Consider the following 18,866-nt stretch of genomic DNA (forward strand, 5'->3'; position numbering starts at 1 on the left):
CGCTTGCCAAGTAGGCGGCCAGCGTCAATTATCTCCTGACTCGGCCGCCTCGTCTCATCTTGATTGACGCGCCGCTCTCATCCTGATTGTCGCGCTATACTCAACGCATTGTCGGCGACCTGCTCAACGCCGAGATCAACGAGAAGCAAGCCAGGTCGATCAAATACCAGCTCACCATTGCCAAGCTGCCGCTCGCCAAGGACATCGCCGACTTCCAGTTCGACGGCACGCCGATCAATCAGACTCTCGTCAATGATCTCGCTGGCGGCGGCTTCATCGCCCAACAACGCAACGTCGTGCTGGTTGGCGGCACCGGTACAGGCAAAACCCACTTGGCCATTGCCATCGCCAGAAGTTGCATCCGCGATGGCGCCAGAGGACGCTTCTACAACGTAGTCGACCTCGTCAACCGGCTCGAGACCGAGACCCGCAACGGTCGGCAGGGACGGCTCGCCGAGCATCTGACCCGCATGGACTTCATCGTTCTCGACGAGCTGGGCTATCTGCCGTTCGCGCAATCCGGCGGTCAGCTCCTGTTCCATCTCATCAGCCGGCTCTACGAGCGCACCTCCATCATTGTCACCACCAATCTTGCGTTCGGCGAATGGCCCAGTGTGTTCGGTGATGCCAAAATGACCACCGCGCTACTCGACCGATTGACCCATCACTGCGACATCGTCGAGACCGGCAACGACAGCTGGCGATTCAAAAGCCGCGACGATGTTCAAACAACCCGCGCTCGCGCCGTCTCCGCAACCCCGACCAGCTCCGACGACCCGAGCGCTACCAGCAGAGCACGCCGATCAAAGGGGTCCCTTTTGGATGCCGATAGGGGGTCCCAGTCGAACGCCGATTGACAGTGGATGTTGCGAAGGTGAAGGAGATGCACGCGGAAGGCAAAGGACCGTCAGCCATCGCGAAGGAGCTTGGTATAGGCCGTGCGTCGGTCTATCGCGCTCTGGAAGGCAAAGAGGGCTGAGCCCATGCGGAAGATCATCGGCTCCCCCAGCTAATCCGCAGCTAAGGGACTCCGGCTTCCGGTGGGGCCTCTTGGCCATCGTTGCCGGGGACCCGCCTTCGCAAAGCTCGGGCTAAAGTCCTCGGCCTCTGCTCGGCACAAGCGGGCGGTGTGCTTCGCCAGAAGTACCGTGGGGCCCAAAATGCCGGGCTTCAATATGAACACGACGCCCAAAAGGGGCACTATGGCGCCGATGCCCCAGGAGACTCAGCGGAGTCCTCTGGTGGGCGCTACAGCGAGCCGCCGGTCTCCCCGGGCATAGCGTCAAAGGCGCCCACGGCCTTCCTAGAGTCCCACAGGGGCATTGCAGGATGCCCCTGGTCCGCTCAAAGTTAGAACATCGGCCGTGTGCAGATATATGCGAAGCGGCCCTATTTTAATCCAACCTATTGTTCGGCCCGGGGGACGGATAACAGTCAAATTCGTTCTCCGTTATGGTACGGGTACAACTGCTCCTCCTTCCCTCCCTTTCCCTCCCTCCTCCTCTATCTCTCTCTCTGGTAGACTAGGGGGTATAGGCTCTAGTGGTACGGTAAGGGCATCACGGCACGAACCGGCGGCTTCCCTGCCTGCTGTTGATTTTGAGGCTAGGGCTGACGGGGATATGGCCCGCGCGGAAATACCCACTGAAAGCTCCCATCAACGCCATCGCCCCTCGGCGCTCGTGTTGTTCAGGCACAATCAGGCTGTCATGCACCGCTAAACTAGGGATGTCATCCCGCATCAACCCTTGGATCGCAGCGACGATAACGCGGCTCTCATCAAACATAAGATCAGCCCAAGTGCGCACACGGCCATCCTTTAGCGGCTGGCCCCATTGGCCGAGAAGCGGCTGGCGCTTGATTATCAGCTCGCCCAGCCGGCCCGCATGGTACTTCTTGCGGTCTAGAGGATGGCCGTGCTTTTCCTTGTAATCCTTCAGAATGACCGAAGGCCACTTGCGCAGCGGTTCTGTGCTCCCGAAGGTCGCGGCCACCCAGAGCTTAACGACCTGTCCGTCGTCAGATAATTTGAGACTAATCAGGCTTTTCGAGAAGGGAGGCTCTGGCTCATCTGTTGTTGGAGTTTAAGCGGCCTGCAGTTGGTGCTGCAAGCGGCGGTTTGCGATGGTCTCACGCTTGATGCGCTGTCGTTCGGTTAGGATGGTCTCGGCTCTGCCGAAGTAGACGTCAGCCGGGGTCAGGTTTTTGATGCTCTCATGATAGCGGACGTGGTTGTAATGCTCGACGAAGGCGCCGATCCGCCGTTCGAGGTGGTGAGGTAGATAATAGTTCTCGAGCAGAATGCGGTTCTTCAGGGTCTGATGCCAGCGCTCGATCTTTCCCTGGGTTTGGGGATGATACGGAGCGCCGCGCACGTGCTGCATGCCCTTGTATTCGAGCCACCTGGCCAGATCGTCCGCGACGTAACTCGAACCATTGTCGCTGAGAAGCCTCGGCCGGTGCGCGACGGTGATGTGGTCAAGGCCGGAGGCCGCGAGTGCCTGGTCGAGTGTGGCCGTGACGTCGGAGGCACACATCGTGGGACCAAGCCTCCAGGCGACGATGTAACGCGAGAAGTCATCGAGCACGGTCGACAGGTAGTACCAGCCCCAGCCGGTGATCTTGAGGTAGGTAAAGTCGGTCTGCCAGAGCTGGTTGATGGCGGTGGTCTTGTCCTTGAACTCGTTCGCCGCCTTGATCACCACATAGGCGGGGCTGGTGATGAGGTCATGCGCCTTCAGCAGCCGATAGACCGATGCCTCGGAGACAAAATACTTCCGTTCGTCGGTGAACCGCACGGCCAGCTCGCGCGGCGACAGCTCGGGCAGCTCCAGCGCCAGGTCGATGATCTGGCCCCGCACATCGTCGGGGATGCGATTCCATATCCGGTCAGGTCGAGACCGGTGGTCAGCCAGCGCCTCGACGCCGCCATCACGATAGCGATCATACCATCTATAAAACGTGGCGCGTGGGATCCCGAGCTTGTCCAGCGTGCGCTTGGCCGGCAGGTGCGACTGCTCGACCAACTGGATGATCTCGGCCTTCTCGGACGCAGGATATCTCATGCCTCGTCCTCCCCATCCCCGTTCATGCTTTTTTTGAGTAGGCGGTTCTCAAGGGTGAGGTCGGCCACGACTTCCTTCAATGCGGCCGTCTCACGACGGAGATCCGTCACCTCGCCGGAGGTCGCCGCACGCGCCGTATCGCCCGCCAGGCGGCGCTTACCGGCTTCGAGGAACTCCTTCGACCAGCCGTAATACATTGAGGCGGCAATGCCCTCACGCCGGCAGAGCTCGGAGATGTTCTCCTCGCCCCGCAGTCCTTCCAGCACGATGCGGATCTTCTCTTCCGCCGAATACTGCCGGCGGGTCTGGCGCCGAATGTCCCTTAGTACCTGTTCTGCCGGCGCTTTGCCCGGTCCGGATTTCTGCTTCATCTTCGCTCCTGGTGGCTACGATGAACCAGAAATCCTCCCTCCGCAAAATCCTTCAATTTGTCTCACACGGCCTGACGGCAAACAGTGCGATCAAGTGCTCATGGAGGGGAACGGTTCGCGCCTTTCTCGTTTTGATTTTGCCAGCAGATGGCGTGAGACGGGCGAAATAAAAGTCGCCCCGCTGCTGAATATCCGCCGCTCGCAACTGCGTAATTTCACCTGCACGCGCGCCGGTGTATGCACAAATCCACGGAACCCAACGGCAAGTGCGCTCGTGCCATGACTTAGAATCGTCGAGAAGGAGGGCGGCTCTCAGAATGGTCTTTGCTTCATCCTGTGTAAAAGCCTTCGTCTCCCGCTCCAAGTTCTTTCGCGGCACGCTGATGTGCACCTCAGCGAACGGGTTCTGCGTGACCAGTCTCTCTCTCAAGCCCCACGCGAACACCGTCTTCAAAGCAGTGCGCCATACGCTCGCCACGGTGTGTGCCGTGCGCTCCTCGCTGATCAATCCGTTCATCCAATTCTTTGCGTCGAGAAAACTGATTGCGACAGCATCGGGAAAACGCCGATCTGCGGCATTGAATACGGCCGACCACCGGTCAACGGTGCTCGACGCTGGCTGAACAGCCTTGATCCACAAGTCGAAGAGTGCCCGCGCCGATAGCCGCGATGCGCAGAGCTTTGCCTCCTCATACGCTGGGAACACAGCGGTGTGCTCATCCGGCGCGTAGTGACCACGGGCCAGGGCCTCCAATCGGTTGAAGGCTGGCAACAGGTTGTCGCTCACCGCATCTACGAATAGATTGGTGGCGTCAGGGCTAAGCGTAATGCCCTGCTCAATCAGGAATGTTGCTGTCTGCGATTCGGTGGCGATTGCCGGTCGCACAGCTGCGCGCACCTCGGGATCAGCCTTCCAATCCCACTCTGGATGATCGCCCGGATGCTCTTCGTACGTGTCCGGTGCATGCAAGCGGATCACGTCCCACACCAGTATATCCCCCAAAGCCTTCCAGTGTCCCGGGGTACGAATGTCCTTCTCGTGTCGAGCGATGAACCACGCATACCATCTGCCCGCCAATGCGTAGGCGTTCTGTCGAGTGAGCGGCTGAGGGGTAGCCCGCTTTGCAGCTCTAAGCTGACCGATCCGCGTTTCAATGTCGGCCAGCCATTCGCCAAACCGCGCTTTGGCTTCGTGTTCAGACACAGATGGCCCGAGGTAGAACTTTTCTTCCCAAGCCATTCCATAGCGGGCAGCGTAGTCGGATCGGATGTCCTTGGGGAGGACCTTGCGAGCAACGTACGCTCCTCTGGTCGCCCGGTTTAGCTTCGTCATTCGCAACGCCATTTTGTACGATGCCTTGTACCTATCGACATCCAAATAGCGATGGCAATCAGTAAGTTACTGATCTTCAAGAACTCAGCGCCCCGGTTCCTCGGATCGCTTAAGTCCCTCGCGTTCATGCGGGTGTGTCCGAAGGCGCGAAGCGACTGAGCGGGGATTTAAGGGACAAAGGGAACCAACCTAGGGTGTTTACCCGGCGGATCCGGAACCTTCCCTGAGATAGAGCAACTTGGAGGTTTAACATGAAGATGGTTAAGAGCCTTATCCTCGGCTCGGCGGCGGCTCTCGTCGCGGTCGGCGGAGCTCAGGCGGCCGATCTTCCCGTCAAGGCCAAAGCGGTCGAGTACGTGAAGATTTGCTCCCTGTATGGTCCCGGTTTCTATTACATCCCGGGCACCGACACTTGTATCAAGCTGGGCGGCTACCTGCGCGCAGACGTCGTCATCAACACGAACTCGGATCACACCGGCAACACCTCGGGTGCCGCTGGCGCACAGAACCGCTTCACCAACGGTTACACTTGGCGTTCGCGCGAAGACCTGAACATCGATACGCGCACCGCGACCGAATACGGCGTGGTCCGCACCTTCTTCGATGCGACGTTCTCGTGGACCTCGGACACCTACGCCGGTCAGGGCAACGGCGCGACCGTTTACTCGCCGATCGGCGCGGTTTCGGCTCCGAACAACGCCAACTCCGGTGCTGTCGCTGCTGGTACGGTCGGCGTCTACTACGCCTTCATCCAGTTCGCCGGCTTCACCATCGGTAAGGCGGTCTCGCAGTTCTCGGCTCCGTGGGCCAACTATCCGGGCAACAACTTCGACGGTCTCGTCGGCGGCGGCGGTACGATCACTGGTGTGAACCAGTTCACCTACACCGCGCAGTTCGGCAACGGCGTGTCGCTGTCCCTGTCGGCTCAGGATCAGTCGGCTTACTATCAGGCTGGCGTGGTCAACCTCGGTGCTCCCGTGACCTTCGGCGTTCCCGGCAACACCAACGTGTTCGGCATCAGCGACTACGCTGGAACGATCGCTCCGGACCTCGTCGCGATGCTGCGCGTCGACCAGGCTTGGGGTCTGTTCCAGGCGTCGTTCGCCGCGCATGACAACCACGTGGCCTACTACGGCGGCACTGAGTTGACCGGTCATCCTGACGACAAGTGGGGCTGGGCGGGTCAGTTGGCCTTGTCGATCAAGAACATCCCGACCGGACCTGGCGACACCATCAACTTGCAGGGCGTCTACACCAACGGTGCGACCCGCTATAACATCCAGGACCTCGCCGGTTCGGCTGGTGGCAACACCATCTTCGGCGGCACCAACATCCCCGGTGCATACCAGAGCATCGGCTTCGGCATCGCTCCGGACAGCATCTTCGTCACTGGTGGTTCGCAACAGCTGATCACGACCTACGGCTTCCGCGGTGCCTACGTGCACAACTGGAACCCGAACTGGAACACCAGCATCTACGGTGCCTGGGCCCAGGTTAACTACAACAGCACTTCCAAGGGCTACATCTGCGGCCCGGCCGGCAATGGTGTTGGTGGTTCGCTCAGCAACTTCTTTGGTGCTGGTTCCAACCTGACGTCCTGCAACCCCGATTACAGCATTGCGCAGATCGGCACGCAGACCCAGTGGACCCCGGTCAAGAACCTGACCTTCTCGGCCGACTTCACCTACACCCGTCTGGACCAGAGCTTTGCTGGTACGGTCGCTTTCCCCGGCAGCCCGACGATCGGCAAGCCGGGTGCGATCTACGAGCTGAAGGACCAGAACACCTACACCATGCTGCTCCGCGCTCAGCGCAACTGGTAAATACCGGTTGATCTGACTGCGATCTAACAGAGCCCCCGGCGCCAAAACGCCGGGGGTTTTGCTTTATTCGCCGATGCGGCAGCTCTCATAGACAGCCATTTTTTTTGTACGATGTCGATGTCTCGGTTCGGGCTCAGCGTTGTCATCCATGGGCAACGTGCAGGCGATTGGCCCTCAAGCGATCCCTCTCCGTTGGAGTACGACTGGTTGGAGCCTGTGGCGGTGCTATGGACCCTGTCGCGCGCCGACGTGCAAGCCGCGGTCGACAATCTCGGCATTGAGCTTTCTCACCACTACGGCAACTACCCGTCGTCCCTTGATGGTTCTGTCTGCCCGACCTCTCTCACCACCAAGAGACGCGCGTGGATGGCGCAGCGATACCCAAGGAGTCAGGGGTGGCCGAGGGACTCCATACGGAGGTCCGCAAAGCGGCCATCGCAGCGCTCGACGGAGACAACACAACGAATGCCTACACCGGTGACATAGGCGCACCGACGACCTACTGGGGCCTGTACTCATACACTCGGGATGTCCGCTTTCGACGGGTAAGGCGGACATTCGGCCGCGCCCCCGGAATGCCGCCTTGTGACCCAACTCGGAGATGTCCGCACGCCTGCGGAGTGTCTATTGGCTGATTGCGTTGCTGCCGCCGCGCCAGATTGATCCTTCAGCACGGCGCCGGTGGCAGCGTCACCGGCGCTGCTACTTTGTGAATCTGGGCCTTGTGGATGTCGGCGGCGTTGGCGCCGCGGGCTGAAGATTGAACGTCAGCCAGACGTTCCAGCCTGCCGGCCGATTTTCATTGGCGAATTCGCCGTAGCCCTTCAGGTTCAGATATCCCTGCATGTCGCCGACCGGGAAAATGTAGCCGACCTGCGGGCCGACGCCGACCACGCGCGACCGAAAGCAGCCGACGCGATCGCCGGAGCCGCTGTCGCATCCGAGCCCCTGATAGACGTAACCGACGAGGCCGACCTGCCACTGCTTGGTCAGGAATTGCGACGCGCCCCAGTCGAGGTGCATGTCGACGCCGCTTTGATAGTCAGTGGAGGGATTGACGAAGTTGTAGGTGAATCCCAGCACCGTCGAAAATTCATGCCCGGTCTTTGGATCGAAATAGGTGTAGCCGCCGCCCGCGTCGATTGCCCAGTGCCCAATCCCCATATTCGCCAGGCGGGTCGACTGGTAGGCGCCAGCCGGGAGGTCGGCGGTAACGTACGTCATGTAATTGTTTACGCCGGCATTCCAGCGCAGCGCGAACTGCGGGATCAGGTCGCCGAATGCAATGAGCGAGCTGTCGATGCTGTCAAACCGGGAGAAGGGGGACGTGGCGCCGCCCGGTCCCGTCAATGTCCCCACAAGCGATCCAGCGAGCGAGGTGGAGTTGGATCCGTAGGCCGCCAACAGGGTGGCAGAGGCCTGACCGCCAAGCACCGGTGTCGCAAAAGTATAAGTCCCGGCCAGAAAACCAACATTCACATTCGCATTGACGGTCGCGTTCACGTTGGCCGTCAGGTTGGCGGGAAAGCGACCAATCGTGATTTCGCGCGACCGCGCCACGTCGCCGCCGGCGGAAACAGAGGTGTGATAATAAATCGAGGTCATCGACCAGCCCGGCGCCTGCTGCGGAACAGCCGCGAGGCTGCCAAAAAATCCGGGTACCCAAAAGCTGATGCCATTTTCATCGGCGCGAGCCGCTTGGGTGGAAAGCACCAGCAGAGCGGCAAGCGCCCCAACACTGAAATGCCACTGCGAAAAAAATCTGCGTCCCAAACCAGGTCCAAGGTACCGCATCGCCGATCCCCCCGACTCTCGCGATCCCGCCATTACTCCGGCGGGGTAGAAACTCTCGGAAATAATAAGCTGACGCCGCCGTTGGTCCATGCGAAATCGGCATACTTGCGTTCAGCCGGCCTTTTATTGAAAGGCTGTGTCCATGACGCTACAGCCTTGGCAGTTTTTGCATAGTCGTCAGGGGCTCTCGATAATGAAGAGGCGACCAGGCTCGATTGATCCAGATCAATATGAGGATGCGTTGCTGGAAGCATCTTATCTTGTCTAGTTCGTAGACGCTGTGTAGTCGGCCTCGCACTTCAGATACTCGATCGTCTTTTGACTGACCAAGGCGTGAAACCGTCCCCCGAAGCAATCGGCGAGCTAGAAAGCTGCCGAGAGATTCTTGCTCGGGGCGGCGTTCGTAACTTTGAAACTCGTTCAGTGCGAGTAGCCTATGCACGACGTTGGCGTTGCGGCAGGCGTACCTTTGTCGGATGGGCCCAGCCAGAGGGGCATGATCTGGATTCCGGGCGGCACGTTCCGCATGGGCTCCGACAGGCACTATGCCGAAGAGGCGCCGGTCCATCGCGTCTCGGTGAGCGGCTTCTGGATGGACCGGACGCCGGTCACCAATCGCGATTTTCGCAAGTTCGTCAACGCAACAGGCTACGTGACATTCGCGGAGACGCGGCCTGACGAAAAGGATTATCCAGGCGCACTGCCGCACATGCTCAAGGCAGGCTCGCTGGTTTTCATGCCACCAAAGTGTCCGGTCGATTTGAGCGGCTGGTCGCAATGGTGGAGTTTCAAATTTGGCGCCAACTGGCGCCGGCCATACGGCCCCCGCAGTTCGATCAGCGGCCTCGACGATCATCCCGTGGTCCACATTGCCTATCGCGATACTGAGGCCTACGCGGCGTGGGCTGGAAAGGACTTGCCGACCGAAGCCGAATGGGAGTTTGCCGCGCGTGGCGGACTCGACGGCGCGGAATTCGCTTGGGGTGACGAGCAACTTCCCGGCGGCAGGCACATGGCGAATACCTGGCAGGGCAATTTCCCGCACCAGAATCTGGTGGCTGATGGCTTCGAACGCACCTCGCCCGTCACCGTATTCCCGGTCAATGGCTACGGCCTTCATGACATGATCGGCAATGTCTGGGAATGGACGGCCGATTGGTATTCACAGAAGCACGACGCAGACGCCCCGAAAGCCTGCTGCATCCCGCAAAATCCCCGCGGCGGGTCCGAGGGCGCGAGCTACGACTCTCGTCAGCCGAACCTCAGGATTCCACGCAAGGTGCTTAAAGGCGGCTCGCATCTTTGCGCCCCCAGCTACTGCCGCCGCTATCGTCCGGCCGCGCGTCATGCCGAGCCGATCGACACCTCAACAAGCCATGTCGGCTTCAGGTGCATCACCAGGAAGAGGATCAGGTCATGAGTAACGATACGATTCCGGAAAAGCCTGAGATGAGTACGGGACCCACCAGTGCAGGATTGAAACGCCGCGATCTCTTGTTGAGCGGTAGTTCGCTCGTCGCCGCTTCAGCACTCTCTGCCGTTGGTGCGACAAGCTTCGCGCAAGCGCAGCAACCAACGCCGGCCCCGGTGCCCGCACCGGCCGGACAGCGGCCCAATATCGTCGTCATCATGGGGGACGATATCGGCATCTGGAATATCGGTGCTTACCATCGTGGCATGATGGCAGGCCGGACGCCGAACCTCGACAAGATCGCCGCAGAAGGCATGCTGTTTACCGATTATTACGCCGAGGCGAGCTGCACCGCAGGCCGCGCCAACTTCATCACCGGCGAGCTACCGATCCGCACCGGCATGACAACGGTCGGTCAGGCCGGCGCCCCCACAGGCTTGCCGGCGGAGGCCGTGACCGTTGCCACCGCGCTAAAAGGCATGGGCTATGCCACCGGCCAATTCGGCAAGAACCACCTCGGCGACAAGAACGAGTTTCTGCCGACAGTGCACGGCTTCGACGAGTTCTTCGGCTACCTGTATCACCTCGACGCGATGGAAGATCCGGCCCACCCCGCTTATCCGCAGGAGCTGTTGAACAAAGTCGGTCCGCGCAACATGATCCATTCGTGGGCGACCAATGTGGATGATGCCACCGTGGATCCGCGCTGGGGCAAGGTCGGCAAGCAGAGGATTGAGGACGCCGGAACGCTCTATCCCAAGCGGATGGAAACCGTGGACGATGAAATCCGAGACCTGGCCTTGAGTTTCATTGAAAAGGCCAAGGCCGAGAACAAGCCGTTCTTCTTGTGGCTCAATCCAACCCGTATGCACATCGTCACGCATTTGTCGCCGAAGTACCAGGCGATGCGCAACTCCAAGAACGGCTGGTCGATTCATGAAGCCGGCATGGCGCAGCTCGACGACGATGTCGGCATAGTGATGCAAAAGCTCAAGGACATGGGCGTGGATGACAACACCATTGTCATCTTCACAACCGATAACGGCACCGAGGTCTTCACTTGGCCGGATGGCGGACAGACGCCTTTCGCGCAGAGCAAAGGTACTGTCATGGAAGGCGGCTTCCGCGCGCCGGCGATGATCCGCTGGCCGGGCAAGGTGCCGGCCGGCAAGGTCGAGAACGGCATCATCTCGGGGCTGGACTGGTTCCCGACCTTGCTGGCCGCTGCCGGCAACCCGAACATTGTCGAGGAACTGAAGAAGGGCAAGCAAATCGGGGACCGCACCTATAAGTGCTATCTCGACGGTTATAATCAGATGGACATGATCACCGGCAAGGGGCCGTCGAACCGACACGAAATCTGGTACTTCGGCGAGAGCGAGCTGGGGGCCGTGCGCATCGACGACTACAAGTATCGCTTCATCGACCAGCCCGGGGGGTGGCTGGGCGAAAAGAGCAAGGTTGACGTGCCCTACCTGACCAACCTTCGCCTGGACCCGTTCGAGCGAACGGGTTGGCCCGATAGCGGGACCAAATACGGCGCGCAACAATACTTCGACTGGTTCAAGTATGAATTCTGGCGCTTCGTCTTCGTCCAGCAGCAGGTCGAGCAACTGGCCATGACCGCGGTCGAGTTTCCGCCGATGCAGAAGGGCGCGAGCTTCAACCTCGATGCCGTGAAGGCGAAAATCGAGGCTGCCAGGACGGCGATCGCAAAATAGCATGTATTCACGATCAGCATGGTGGGGGCGGCCTCGAGGCCGCCCCGCTCTGCGCTCAGCGCAACTGGTAATACCGCTTGATCTGACTGCGATCTAACAGAGCCCCCGGCGCCAAAACGCCGGGGGTTTTGCTTTTCGGGCTAGCGATCGTGCGTCACGCCGCGAGCAGGTCGCGCACCATCGGCACCACCTTGCTGCCGTAGAGCTCGATGCTCTTCATCAGCTTCTCGTGCGGCAGCAGGCCGGCCGAGTATTTCAGCTGGAAGCGCGCAGCGCCGAGCGCCTTCACGGTCGCCGCGATCTTGCGGGCCACGGTTTCGGGGGCGCCGACATAGAGCGAGCCTTGCTCGGCTTCAGCCACGAACTCGTCGCGGCCCATTGGCGGCCAGCCGCGCTCCTTGCCGATCCGGTCGCGCATCACCTTGTAGTCCGGCCACAGCTCTTCCCTGGCCTGCGCGTCCGTCTCGGCGATGTAGCCCGGCGAATGGACGCCGATCGGCTGCGGCGCCCGGCCGAACTGCTGGTAGGCGCGCTGATGCAGGTCGACATAGGGTGCAAAGCGCCTGGGATCGCCGCCGATGATGGCGAGCATCAGCGGCAGGTCGTAATGCGCCGCGCGCACCACCGATTCGGGGCTGCCGCCGACGCCGATCCAGGTCTTCAGCCGGCCGTGCTCGACCGGCGGATAGACCGACTGGTTGCCGAGCGGTGGCCGCAGCTTGCCCTGCCAGGTCACCGGCTCCTGCTTCAAGAGCTCGGTGAACAGGTCGAGCTTTTCCTCGAACAGCTCGTTGTATTGCTTGAGGTCGAAGCCGAACAGCGGGAACCATTCGGTGAAGGAGCCGCGGCCGAGGATCACCTCGGCGCGGCCGTTCGAGAGCGCGTCGACGGTGGCGAAGCGCTGGAACACGCGGATCGGATCGTCCGAGCTCAGCACGGTCACCGCGGAGCCGAGGCGGATGTTCTGCGTGCGCGCGGCGATCGCCGCCAGCACGGTCTCGGGGGTGGAGATCGCAAAGTCGGCCCGGTGGTGCTCGCCGAGCCCGATGAAATCGATCCCGAGTTGATCGGCCAGCACCGCCTCGTCGACGACGTTGCGGATCACCTGGGCATGCGGCAGCGGTGCCCCGGCGGCGTCCTTGGTGACGTCGCCGAATGTATCGAGCCCGAATTCGAGGGAGGTGGTCATCAGTCAGTCCGGTTGTCGGCGCGGCGGAGCATCCGCCGCGGGCCACCCATCGCACGCAGGTTGGGAACGTTGCGGATGCGTCCGCAAACCCGCGCTGTGGAGCCTTCGGTTGGAGATACTCCGCACCTAATGCCTGTCCACGGCCCGACAAGGGTCACGCTGCGAAACGCAGCGTTTCCGCGCGCGGCCGTGCACTCGGCGGCTTCGCCAGCGGCGATCAGCCCGGGACAACCAGGAAGCCGGCCCGCGGGAAATGCACCACGACCTCGCCGACGCGTTCGTCGGACCGGCGGATCGCGATGTGCTGCGCCGACAGCGAAACGATCTCGCCGCGCACCGGGATTTTGCCGTAGTCATCCGGCGTCACGTCGACGACGTCGCCGGGCCTGCGACCGTTCGGATCCGCAGGGTCGCCGAAAACGGGCGACTCCGGCCGCGCCTTCGCCGCGATCTCGAGCGCATCGCCCGACGACATCTCTGTGCGCGTGCCGTGGCCGATGGCGCGGATGCGCGCCTCCCAGGCCGCAGCGCGCTGCAAGGGCTTCATGATCTCGTCCATCGTGGCGACACTCTGCCGCGCGTACCACACGTTCATGTAGGCGCTGACGTCAGCGAGGCTGAACTCGCCGAATAGCCACGGTCGGCCGTCACCGAGTTGCGCCTCGATCCAGTCGACATTGGCGCGGAACTGGTCGCGCATCTGCGGCAGCGCCGCGGTCATGGCGGCAACGTCGAACTTGGCGCCGCGCAGCTTCTCGCGATCCTCGATGAAATCCCGCGGCACCTTGTCGCCGATGAAGCCGAACACGAGGTTCACCGTGTTCTGGAAGAACGGCCGGTCGGTCCACATGCCGAGCGCCCATGGCATCCCGGTATTGCCTGCGGGAAACAGCGTCGGCGTTGGATAGCGCCGCTCCAGCTCGCGGATGATGATTTGGGTGTCGCAGTAGATGTCCGCACCGATCTGCATCGTCGGAGTGCGGCGATAGCCACCGGTCATCGGCATCAGATCCGGCCTCGGCATGATCCGGGAAATCCGCACCGAGTTCCAGGCAAGCTTCTTGAATCCGAAGATGACGCGAATCTTCTCGGAGAACGGCGATTGATCGAAATGATGCAGGATTGGCGTGGGTTGCGACATGGCCTCCTCCTGGGATATGGGTGCGATCTCCCCGGACCTTGTCGTATAGCCTGACAAGATTTCGGCGGATCGCAACCGATTTCCCTTGGAGAACGACGGTGGCGCTGGGCCGTCAGAACGACTCCGCCCACGGCCGCAGGTCGAGCTCCAGTGTCCAGGCGCTGCGATGCTGGTGGTGCAGCACCCAATAGGCCTCCGCGATGGCCGCGATGTTGAGCAGCCCATCCGGGCCGCGATCGTCCTTCAACTGCGGACGCATGCTCAGCAGCCGATCGCCCTCGATGCCGCCGTCGACCACGACATGGCCGACATGGATGCCCTGCGGCCCGAATTCGCGCGCCACGCTCTGCGCCATCGCGCGCAGCGCGGCCTTCGCCGAAGCGAACGGCGCGTAATTGGCCTTGCCGCGCAGCGAGCCGCTGGCGCCGGTGAAGACCAGCGTGCCGCCGCCGCGCGCCAGCAAAGCTGGGATCGCGGCCTGCGCCAGTTGGAAACCGCCGAGCGCATGTTCGCGCCAGTGCTCCTCGAAGCGCTGTTCGCTGACCTTGAGGAACGGTGCCGGCCGGTTCGAGCCGGCATTGTGCACGGCCATCGCAAGCGGCGCGAGCTTCCCGGCAGCCTCGACGAAGCGGGCCACATCCGCGGCAATCGAAGCATCGCCCACGACATGGGCGACCCTGGCGCCATCAGCTGCGAGTTCGGCGGCGGTCGCGGCGAGCTTCTCGGCATTGCGGCCGGCGATCGCGACGGGATAGCCGCCGGCGGCAAAGCGCCGCGCGATCGCGGCGCCGAGGCCGTGCGATGCGCCGACGCCGGCAATCAGCACGCTTCCCTGCACGGCGGTCGGCTCGAGCGCGGTTCGGTCGTTCATGGCTCTCTCCATCATGCTGCCCGCGGTGCGGGCGAAATCATTCGTCCGAGGCCATCGCGACGATGCGGTCGCGCACCGTGCGCAGGATGGCGTCGGACCGCTTTTGATCGGTGAGGACGCGCGAGACCGCGAGCGCACCGACCATTGCGCTCACCGCCACGATTGCGCGGGCATCGTCATCATCGCCGAACGCATCAGCGACCTTGGCGATGAAGGCTTCGATGTGCGGTTCCATCACCGCGCGGCATTGCTCGTCGGCGCGGCCGACATCCGAGATCAACGCGCCGATCGCGCAACCCGTCTCGCGGGAGTCGCGATGGGTGCGGCTGAGATAGCTTCGTGCCAGTGAATTGACGCTGACCGGCTTGTCGGGATCGCGCGACGCGCGCGCCGTCGCTTCGCCTGCATTCAGCGCCTGTTCCAGCGCCGCGGCGATCAGGTCCGACCGCGAGGCGAAGTGCCCGTAGAAGCCGCCATGGGTCAATTTCACCTGCTGCATCAGGCTGCCGATGCTGAGCGCGTCGAGCCCCGCGTCGCGGATCTGCGTCGCCGCCTCGTTCAGAATGCGCTCGCGGCTCCTGGCCTTGTCGGCCTGGGAATGGCCCATCTCGCAGCCCCCGTTTGACTCTCTTTCTGGATTATGGCCATCATACATCTGAATGACAAGTATCATCCAGAATTTTATCAGTCACAAAGCAGGGAGGAGCAGATGTCCGGCAGCGCGAGCGAAGGGCGGGTCCGTCACGAGCGGCATGACCGCATCCTGAAGATCATCATCGACAATCCCGCGAAGAAGAACGCCTTCAGCCCGGAGATGATGACTGAGCTGTCCGACTCGCTGACGCTGCTCGACAATGACGACGGCCTCTGGGTCGGCGTGCTCTGCGCCGCCGGCGGCAGTTTCACCGCGGGCCTCGACATGCCGAAATTCTTCGGTCCGAGCGCATCGCGCAAGCCGTTGCCGGAAGGCAATGTCGATCCGTTCGGCTTGTCGAAGCGGTGCCGGAAGCCGATCGTCACGGCGGTGCAGGGCATCGTGTTCACCGTCGGCATCGAGATGATGCTTGCCGGCGATATCGTCGTCGCCGCGGACGACAGCCGTTTCTGCCAGATGGAGGCGAAGCGCGGCATCGCGCCGCTGGCGGGCGCGCATTTCCGCTACATCAGCCGCGCCGGGTGGGGCGATGCGATGTATCATTTGCTGCTGTGCGACGAGTTCTCCGCTGCCGAGGCTCATCGGATCGGCCTCGTGCAGGAAGTCGTGCCGGCCGGTCAGCAGATCGAACGTGCGATGGAACTGGCAGCGATCATCGCGCGCAACGCGCCGCTCGGAATCCAGGTGACGAAGGAGGCGGGCCGCAAGTTCATCGAAGCCGGCGAGCAGGCCGCGATCGCAATCATCCCGCAGATCCGCGAGCGCGTGCTCAACACCGCCGATGCGGCCGAAGGCATCAAGTCGTTTGTCGAACGGCGCTCCGCGGTGTTTCAGGGACGTTAGCGGCAGGGATGCTATTCCCGGGCGCGTTCATTGCGTTCACGGTACGTGCTCTGACAAGGTTGTGGTTGTGACAATGATGTCGCAGCCGCATCAATTTCGATCACGACGATCGTGCGACGACTCTTGTCGAGATTCGTCGAATCAGTGAGATTCGATTCCATACTTAAATTCAATTGCGTCCTGCTTTGACTCCAGCGTCGGGTGAGGAATCTCATGACAAGCGCACGCGTCATCGTCGTCGGGAACAACAAGGGCGGCTCGGGCAAGTCGACAATTGCCATGCACGTCGCCATCGCGCTGATCAAGGCGGGTCAGCGTGTCGCCACCATCGATCTCGACAACAAGCAGAAGTCGCTGACGCACTATGTCGAGAACCGGCGCGACTGGGCGCGGGAGTCCTCGCTCGATCTCGGCATCCCGACGCATATGTGCTTCGAGACGGTCGGCGGCAGGAGCAGCGAGGTCGAGACGCTCGGCCGCAGCGCGCTTGCCGAGATCGTCGAGCGGCTCAGCCGGTCGCATGACTTCGTCGTCATCGACTGCCCCGGCCATGACACTTATCTGACGACGTTCACGCATTCGCTGGCGAATACGCTGATCACGCCGCTCAACGACAGCTTCCTCGATTTCGACGTGCTCGGCACCGTCGATCCGAACGACTTCAAGGTGACCGGCATCAGCCACTATTCGAAGATGGTGGAGGAAGCGCGGCGCGAGCGCAGCGCGCATGAGCTGCCGGCGTTCGAATGGGTGGTGCTACGCAACCGTCTCTCCACGCTCGGCTCGCGCAACAAGCGCCTGGTCGGCGAGGCCCTGAGCGAGCTGTCGAAGACGCTGAATTTCCGCCTGGTCGATGGATTGGCCGAACGGGTGATCTTCCGCGAATTCTATCCGCGCGGACTGACGGCGATCGACGACATCGATCAGTTCGCGCGTGGTGGCCGGCCGACCATGTCGCATGTCACCGCATGGCTTGAGATGGAGCGGCTGATGACCGCGATCATGCTCGGCCATCTTGTGGTACGCCCGCTCGAATCCGCCGACGCCGGCCGCGACGCCGCGTAAGACGGCGTCGGGGGCTACGGGCAATTGGTGTTGCCGGCATCGGCGACGGTCAGAAACGTGATCGTTCTGGGTGCGAAGACCATTGTCCCGGGAGCGGTCGCGTCGCCGTGCAGCGCGGGAATCCGGTCCGCGGTCCCAAGCAAAAGCGTCGCGCCGTTGAGCTGGACGTTGCCGTCTGCGGGCGTGGCGCTCGCCAGAGTGTAACGTTGCGAGGCGGCCGGCAGCGTCAGCTTGCGCCTTATCCGCCGATCATTGTTGATGACGAGCAGGGCAATTCCGCCCGGCATGTCGCGCGCGCAGTGCGCATAGACGTGGAAGCCGTGACGCTCGGCGATGCCGGCATCCAGCACGGTGGTTCCCATCAGCCGGCGCCATAGCAGCGCCGCCCAGTAGTTCGGCCGCGGCAGATGGGTTCGTTCGTCGAGCAGCCCATAGTCGCTCGCGGCAAGCGTGTTGTGCATCACCACCTGAACGCCGGCCTTGGCGAGGCGCCCGAGCTGATCGAGGTAGCGGAACGTATCGATGAACGTCGCGGCCCAGCGGTTGCCGCCGCACGCAGTCTCTGCGGTCTCGGTCAGCCAGATCGGCTTGCCCGGTGCAAGCTCATCGCGCAGCGCCTGGTAGAAGCCAAATGTCTTGCCGGAGCGTGCCAGCCATTCGTCCGACAATGCTCGCTTCGGCGTGCGATCGCCGGCGCATCGGGCCGAGAGCGCGCCATAGTGATGATAGGAGACCGTGTCGATGCCCACAGCCGTTGCCGCGAACAGCGCTTGAGCATCCGCACCTGTGCCGATCGTGCCCGGGCCGAGGATCGTCACGTCAGGCGCGGTGTCCTTCATGAAGGCGCGGAACGCGGCAAAATCCCGGCCGTAGGCCGCGGCGTCGTAACCCTCGGGGGCGCCGCCGATGGCCGGCAGATCGGGCTCGTTCATGAACTCGGCTGCGGCGATGTGGCCGCCGGCCGATCGTGTGACGTCGAGAAAGCGGCGGGCCTGCTCGGGAAGCCATTGTCCCGCAGCGTCGCGCGTGCCGGCGCTGATCGCAAAGGACGTGACGATGGGCGCGTCGACGGCGTGCGAGAAATCGATCGCGTCGCGCCATTGTTGCCCTGTCAGCACGCCGTTGAAGCCGGCCGGTGGCGCGGATGGCGGCGTCTCGGACTCCGCAACGAACGTGCTGTTGGCCCAGGTTCCGCTGATGCGGAGATAAGCCGGAGCGAGCGCCGCGGCGAGCTTTCGCAGCCTGGCATCATGCAGATCGATCGGCGTACGCGCCGCGAACCGCTCCGCGTCTGGACGCGAACGCGTCCTGGCGGCTGCATAGGGCTTCCAAAATCGTCCGCCGGTCACCTCCACCATCTCGATATTGTAGGAATGGAAGCGCGGGTCGATCGTCGCGACGCGCGGCATGGTCGCGACGTCGAGCCTCAGCTCCGCCGCGGTCGCCGTTGTGCAGACGAAGGCGGCCATGGCCGAGACGGCAACGGATGCGAGGCATCGAAGCGGGTAGGCGCAGTGGTCGCGCACGGGCCCTCGCGGCGTTCCGGATTGGGTCGGTTCAGAATGCCGCCGCGGCCCGTTCGAA

At 62.3% G+C, this 18,866-nt stretch carries 15 protein-coding genes and 1 pseudogene; 7 read left to right on the forward strand and 9 right to left on the reverse strand.

Annotated elements, in window-relative coordinates; genetic code table 11:
• Positions 1-101 precede the first annotated feature (101 nt).
• A pseudogene (istB, locus tag V5279_RS12735) lies at positions 102-857 on the forward strand (IS21-like element helper ATPase IstB); the annotation flags it as partial.
• Positions 858-874: 17 nt separating this feature from the next.
• Entirely contained in the window at positions 875-979 is a 105-nt protein-coding gene (locus V5279_RS12740) for a helix-turn-helix domain-containing protein (protein WP_414645919.1), read from the forward strand.
• A 580-nt stretch (positions 980-1,559) separates the two neighbouring features.
• Here the strand turns inward: V5279_RS12740 and V5279_RS12745 are convergent.
• The 3 genes from V5279_RS12745 to V5279_RS12755 form a co-directional block, all read right to left on the reverse strand.
• Positions 1,560-1,994, reverse strand: coding sequence for a hypothetical protein (locus V5279_RS12745; RefSeq protein WP_338697770.1), 435 nt, complete (start codon positions 1,992-1,994; stop codon positions 1,560-1,562).
• Between the two features lie 90 nt (positions 1,995-2,084).
• A protein-coding gene (locus V5279_RS12750; protein ID WP_338692284.1) for an IS3 family transposase occupies positions 2,085-3,436 on the reverse strand; the annotation gives its coding sequence in 2 pieces (ribosomal slippage) (positions 2,085-3,100 and positions 3,100-3,436; 1,353 coding nt in all).
• Between the two features lie 52 nt (positions 3,437-3,488).
• A complete protein-coding gene (locus tag V5279_RS12755) occupies positions 3,489-4,769 on the reverse strand; it encodes a hypothetical protein (RefSeq protein WP_338697772.1) in 1,281 nt (426 codons plus the stop codon).
• A gap of 251 nt (positions 4,770-5,020) precedes the next feature.
• Between V5279_RS12755 and V5279_RS12760 the strand changes: the two genes are divergently transcribed.
• Entirely contained in the window at positions 5,021-6,592 is a 1,572-nt protein-coding gene (locus V5279_RS12760) for a porin (protein ID WP_338697774.1), read from the forward strand.
• Positions 6,593-7,294: 702 nt separating this feature from the next.
• Here the strand turns inward: V5279_RS12760 and V5279_RS12765 are convergent.
• Positions 7,295-8,365, reverse strand: a complete 1,071-nt coding sequence (locus V5279_RS12765) for a SphA family protein (RefSeq protein WP_414645920.1) — start codon at positions 8,363-8,365, stop codon at positions 7,295-7,297.
• A gap of 517 nt (positions 8,366-8,882) precedes the next feature.
• On the opposite strand from V5279_RS12765, the gene V5279_RS12770 reads away from it, so the two are divergent.
• Together V5279_RS12770 and V5279_RS12775 are read left to right on the forward strand one after the other, a co-directional pair.
• Positions 8,883-9,806 carry a formylglycine-generating enzyme family protein gene (locus tag V5279_RS12770; protein WP_414645921.1) on the forward strand — a complete coding sequence of 308 codons (924 nt, stop codon included), beginning with the start codon at positions 8,883-8,885 and terminating at the stop codon, positions 9,804-9,806.
• On the forward strand, positions 9,803-11,518 hold the full coding sequence (locus tag V5279_RS12775) for an arylsulfatase (RefSeq protein WP_414645922.1): 1,716 nt from the start codon (positions 9,803-9,805) through the stop codon (positions 11,516-11,518). Before V5279_RS12770 ends, V5279_RS12775 begins: the two co-directional genes overlap by 4 nt.
• A gap of 154 nt (positions 11,519-11,672) precedes the next feature.
• Here V5279_RS12775 and V5279_RS12780 read toward each other — a convergent pair whose 3' ends face one another.
• The 4 genes from V5279_RS12780 to V5279_RS12795 form a co-directional block, all read right to left on the reverse strand.
• On the reverse strand, positions 11,673-12,707 hold the full coding sequence (locus V5279_RS12780; protein WP_338697778.1) for an LLM class flavin-dependent oxidoreductase: 1,035 nt from the start codon (positions 12,705-12,707) through the stop codon (positions 11,673-11,675).
• A gap of 217 nt (positions 12,708-12,924) precedes the next feature.
• On the reverse strand, positions 12,925-13,848 hold the full coding sequence (locus V5279_RS12785) for a glutathione S-transferase family protein (protein ID WP_338697780.1): 924 nt from the start codon (positions 13,846-13,848) through the stop codon (positions 12,925-12,927).
• 112 nt (positions 13,849-13,960) lie between these two features.
• Positions 13,961-14,719 (reverse strand): SDR family NAD(P)-dependent oxidoreductase, encoded by a 759-nt coding sequence (locus V5279_RS12790; protein ID WP_338697782.1) that lies wholly within the window; start codon positions 14,717-14,719, stop codon positions 13,961-13,963.
• Positions 14,720-14,756: 37 nt separating this feature from the next.
• On the reverse strand, positions 14,757-15,326 hold the full coding sequence (locus V5279_RS12795) for a TetR/AcrR family transcriptional regulator (protein ID WP_166298021.1): 570 nt from the start codon (positions 15,324-15,326) through the stop codon (positions 14,757-14,759).
• Positions 15,327-15,428: 102 nt separating this feature from the next.
• Between V5279_RS12795 and V5279_RS12800 the strand changes: the two genes are divergently transcribed.
• On the forward strand, positions 15,429-16,217 hold the full coding sequence (locus V5279_RS12800) for a crotonase/enoyl-CoA hydratase family protein (RefSeq protein ID WP_338697785.1): 789 nt from the start codon (positions 15,429-15,431) through the stop codon (positions 16,215-16,217).
• 213 nt (positions 16,218-16,430) lie between these two features.
• Positions 16,431-17,282: a division plane positioning ATPase MipZ gene (locus V5279_RS12805; RefSeq protein WP_035976103.1), complete on the forward strand. Its 852-nt coding sequence runs from the start codon at positions 16,431-16,433 to the stop codon at positions 17,280-17,282.
• Between the two features lie 14 nt (positions 17,283-17,296).
• Here V5279_RS12805 and V5279_RS12810 read toward each other — a convergent pair whose 3' ends face one another.
• A complete protein-coding gene (locus tag V5279_RS12810; protein WP_338697789.1) occupies positions 17,297-18,808 on the reverse strand; it encodes a hypothetical protein in 1,512 nt (503 codons plus the stop codon).
• Positions 18,809-18,866 lie beyond the last annotated feature (58 nt).

Origin of the sequence: Bradyrhizobium sp. 26S5, assembly GCF_036923295.1 — a bacterium.
Lineage (GTDB): Bacteria > Pseudomonadota > Alphaproteobacteria > Rhizobiales > Xanthobacteraceae > Bradyrhizobium > Bradyrhizobium septentrionale.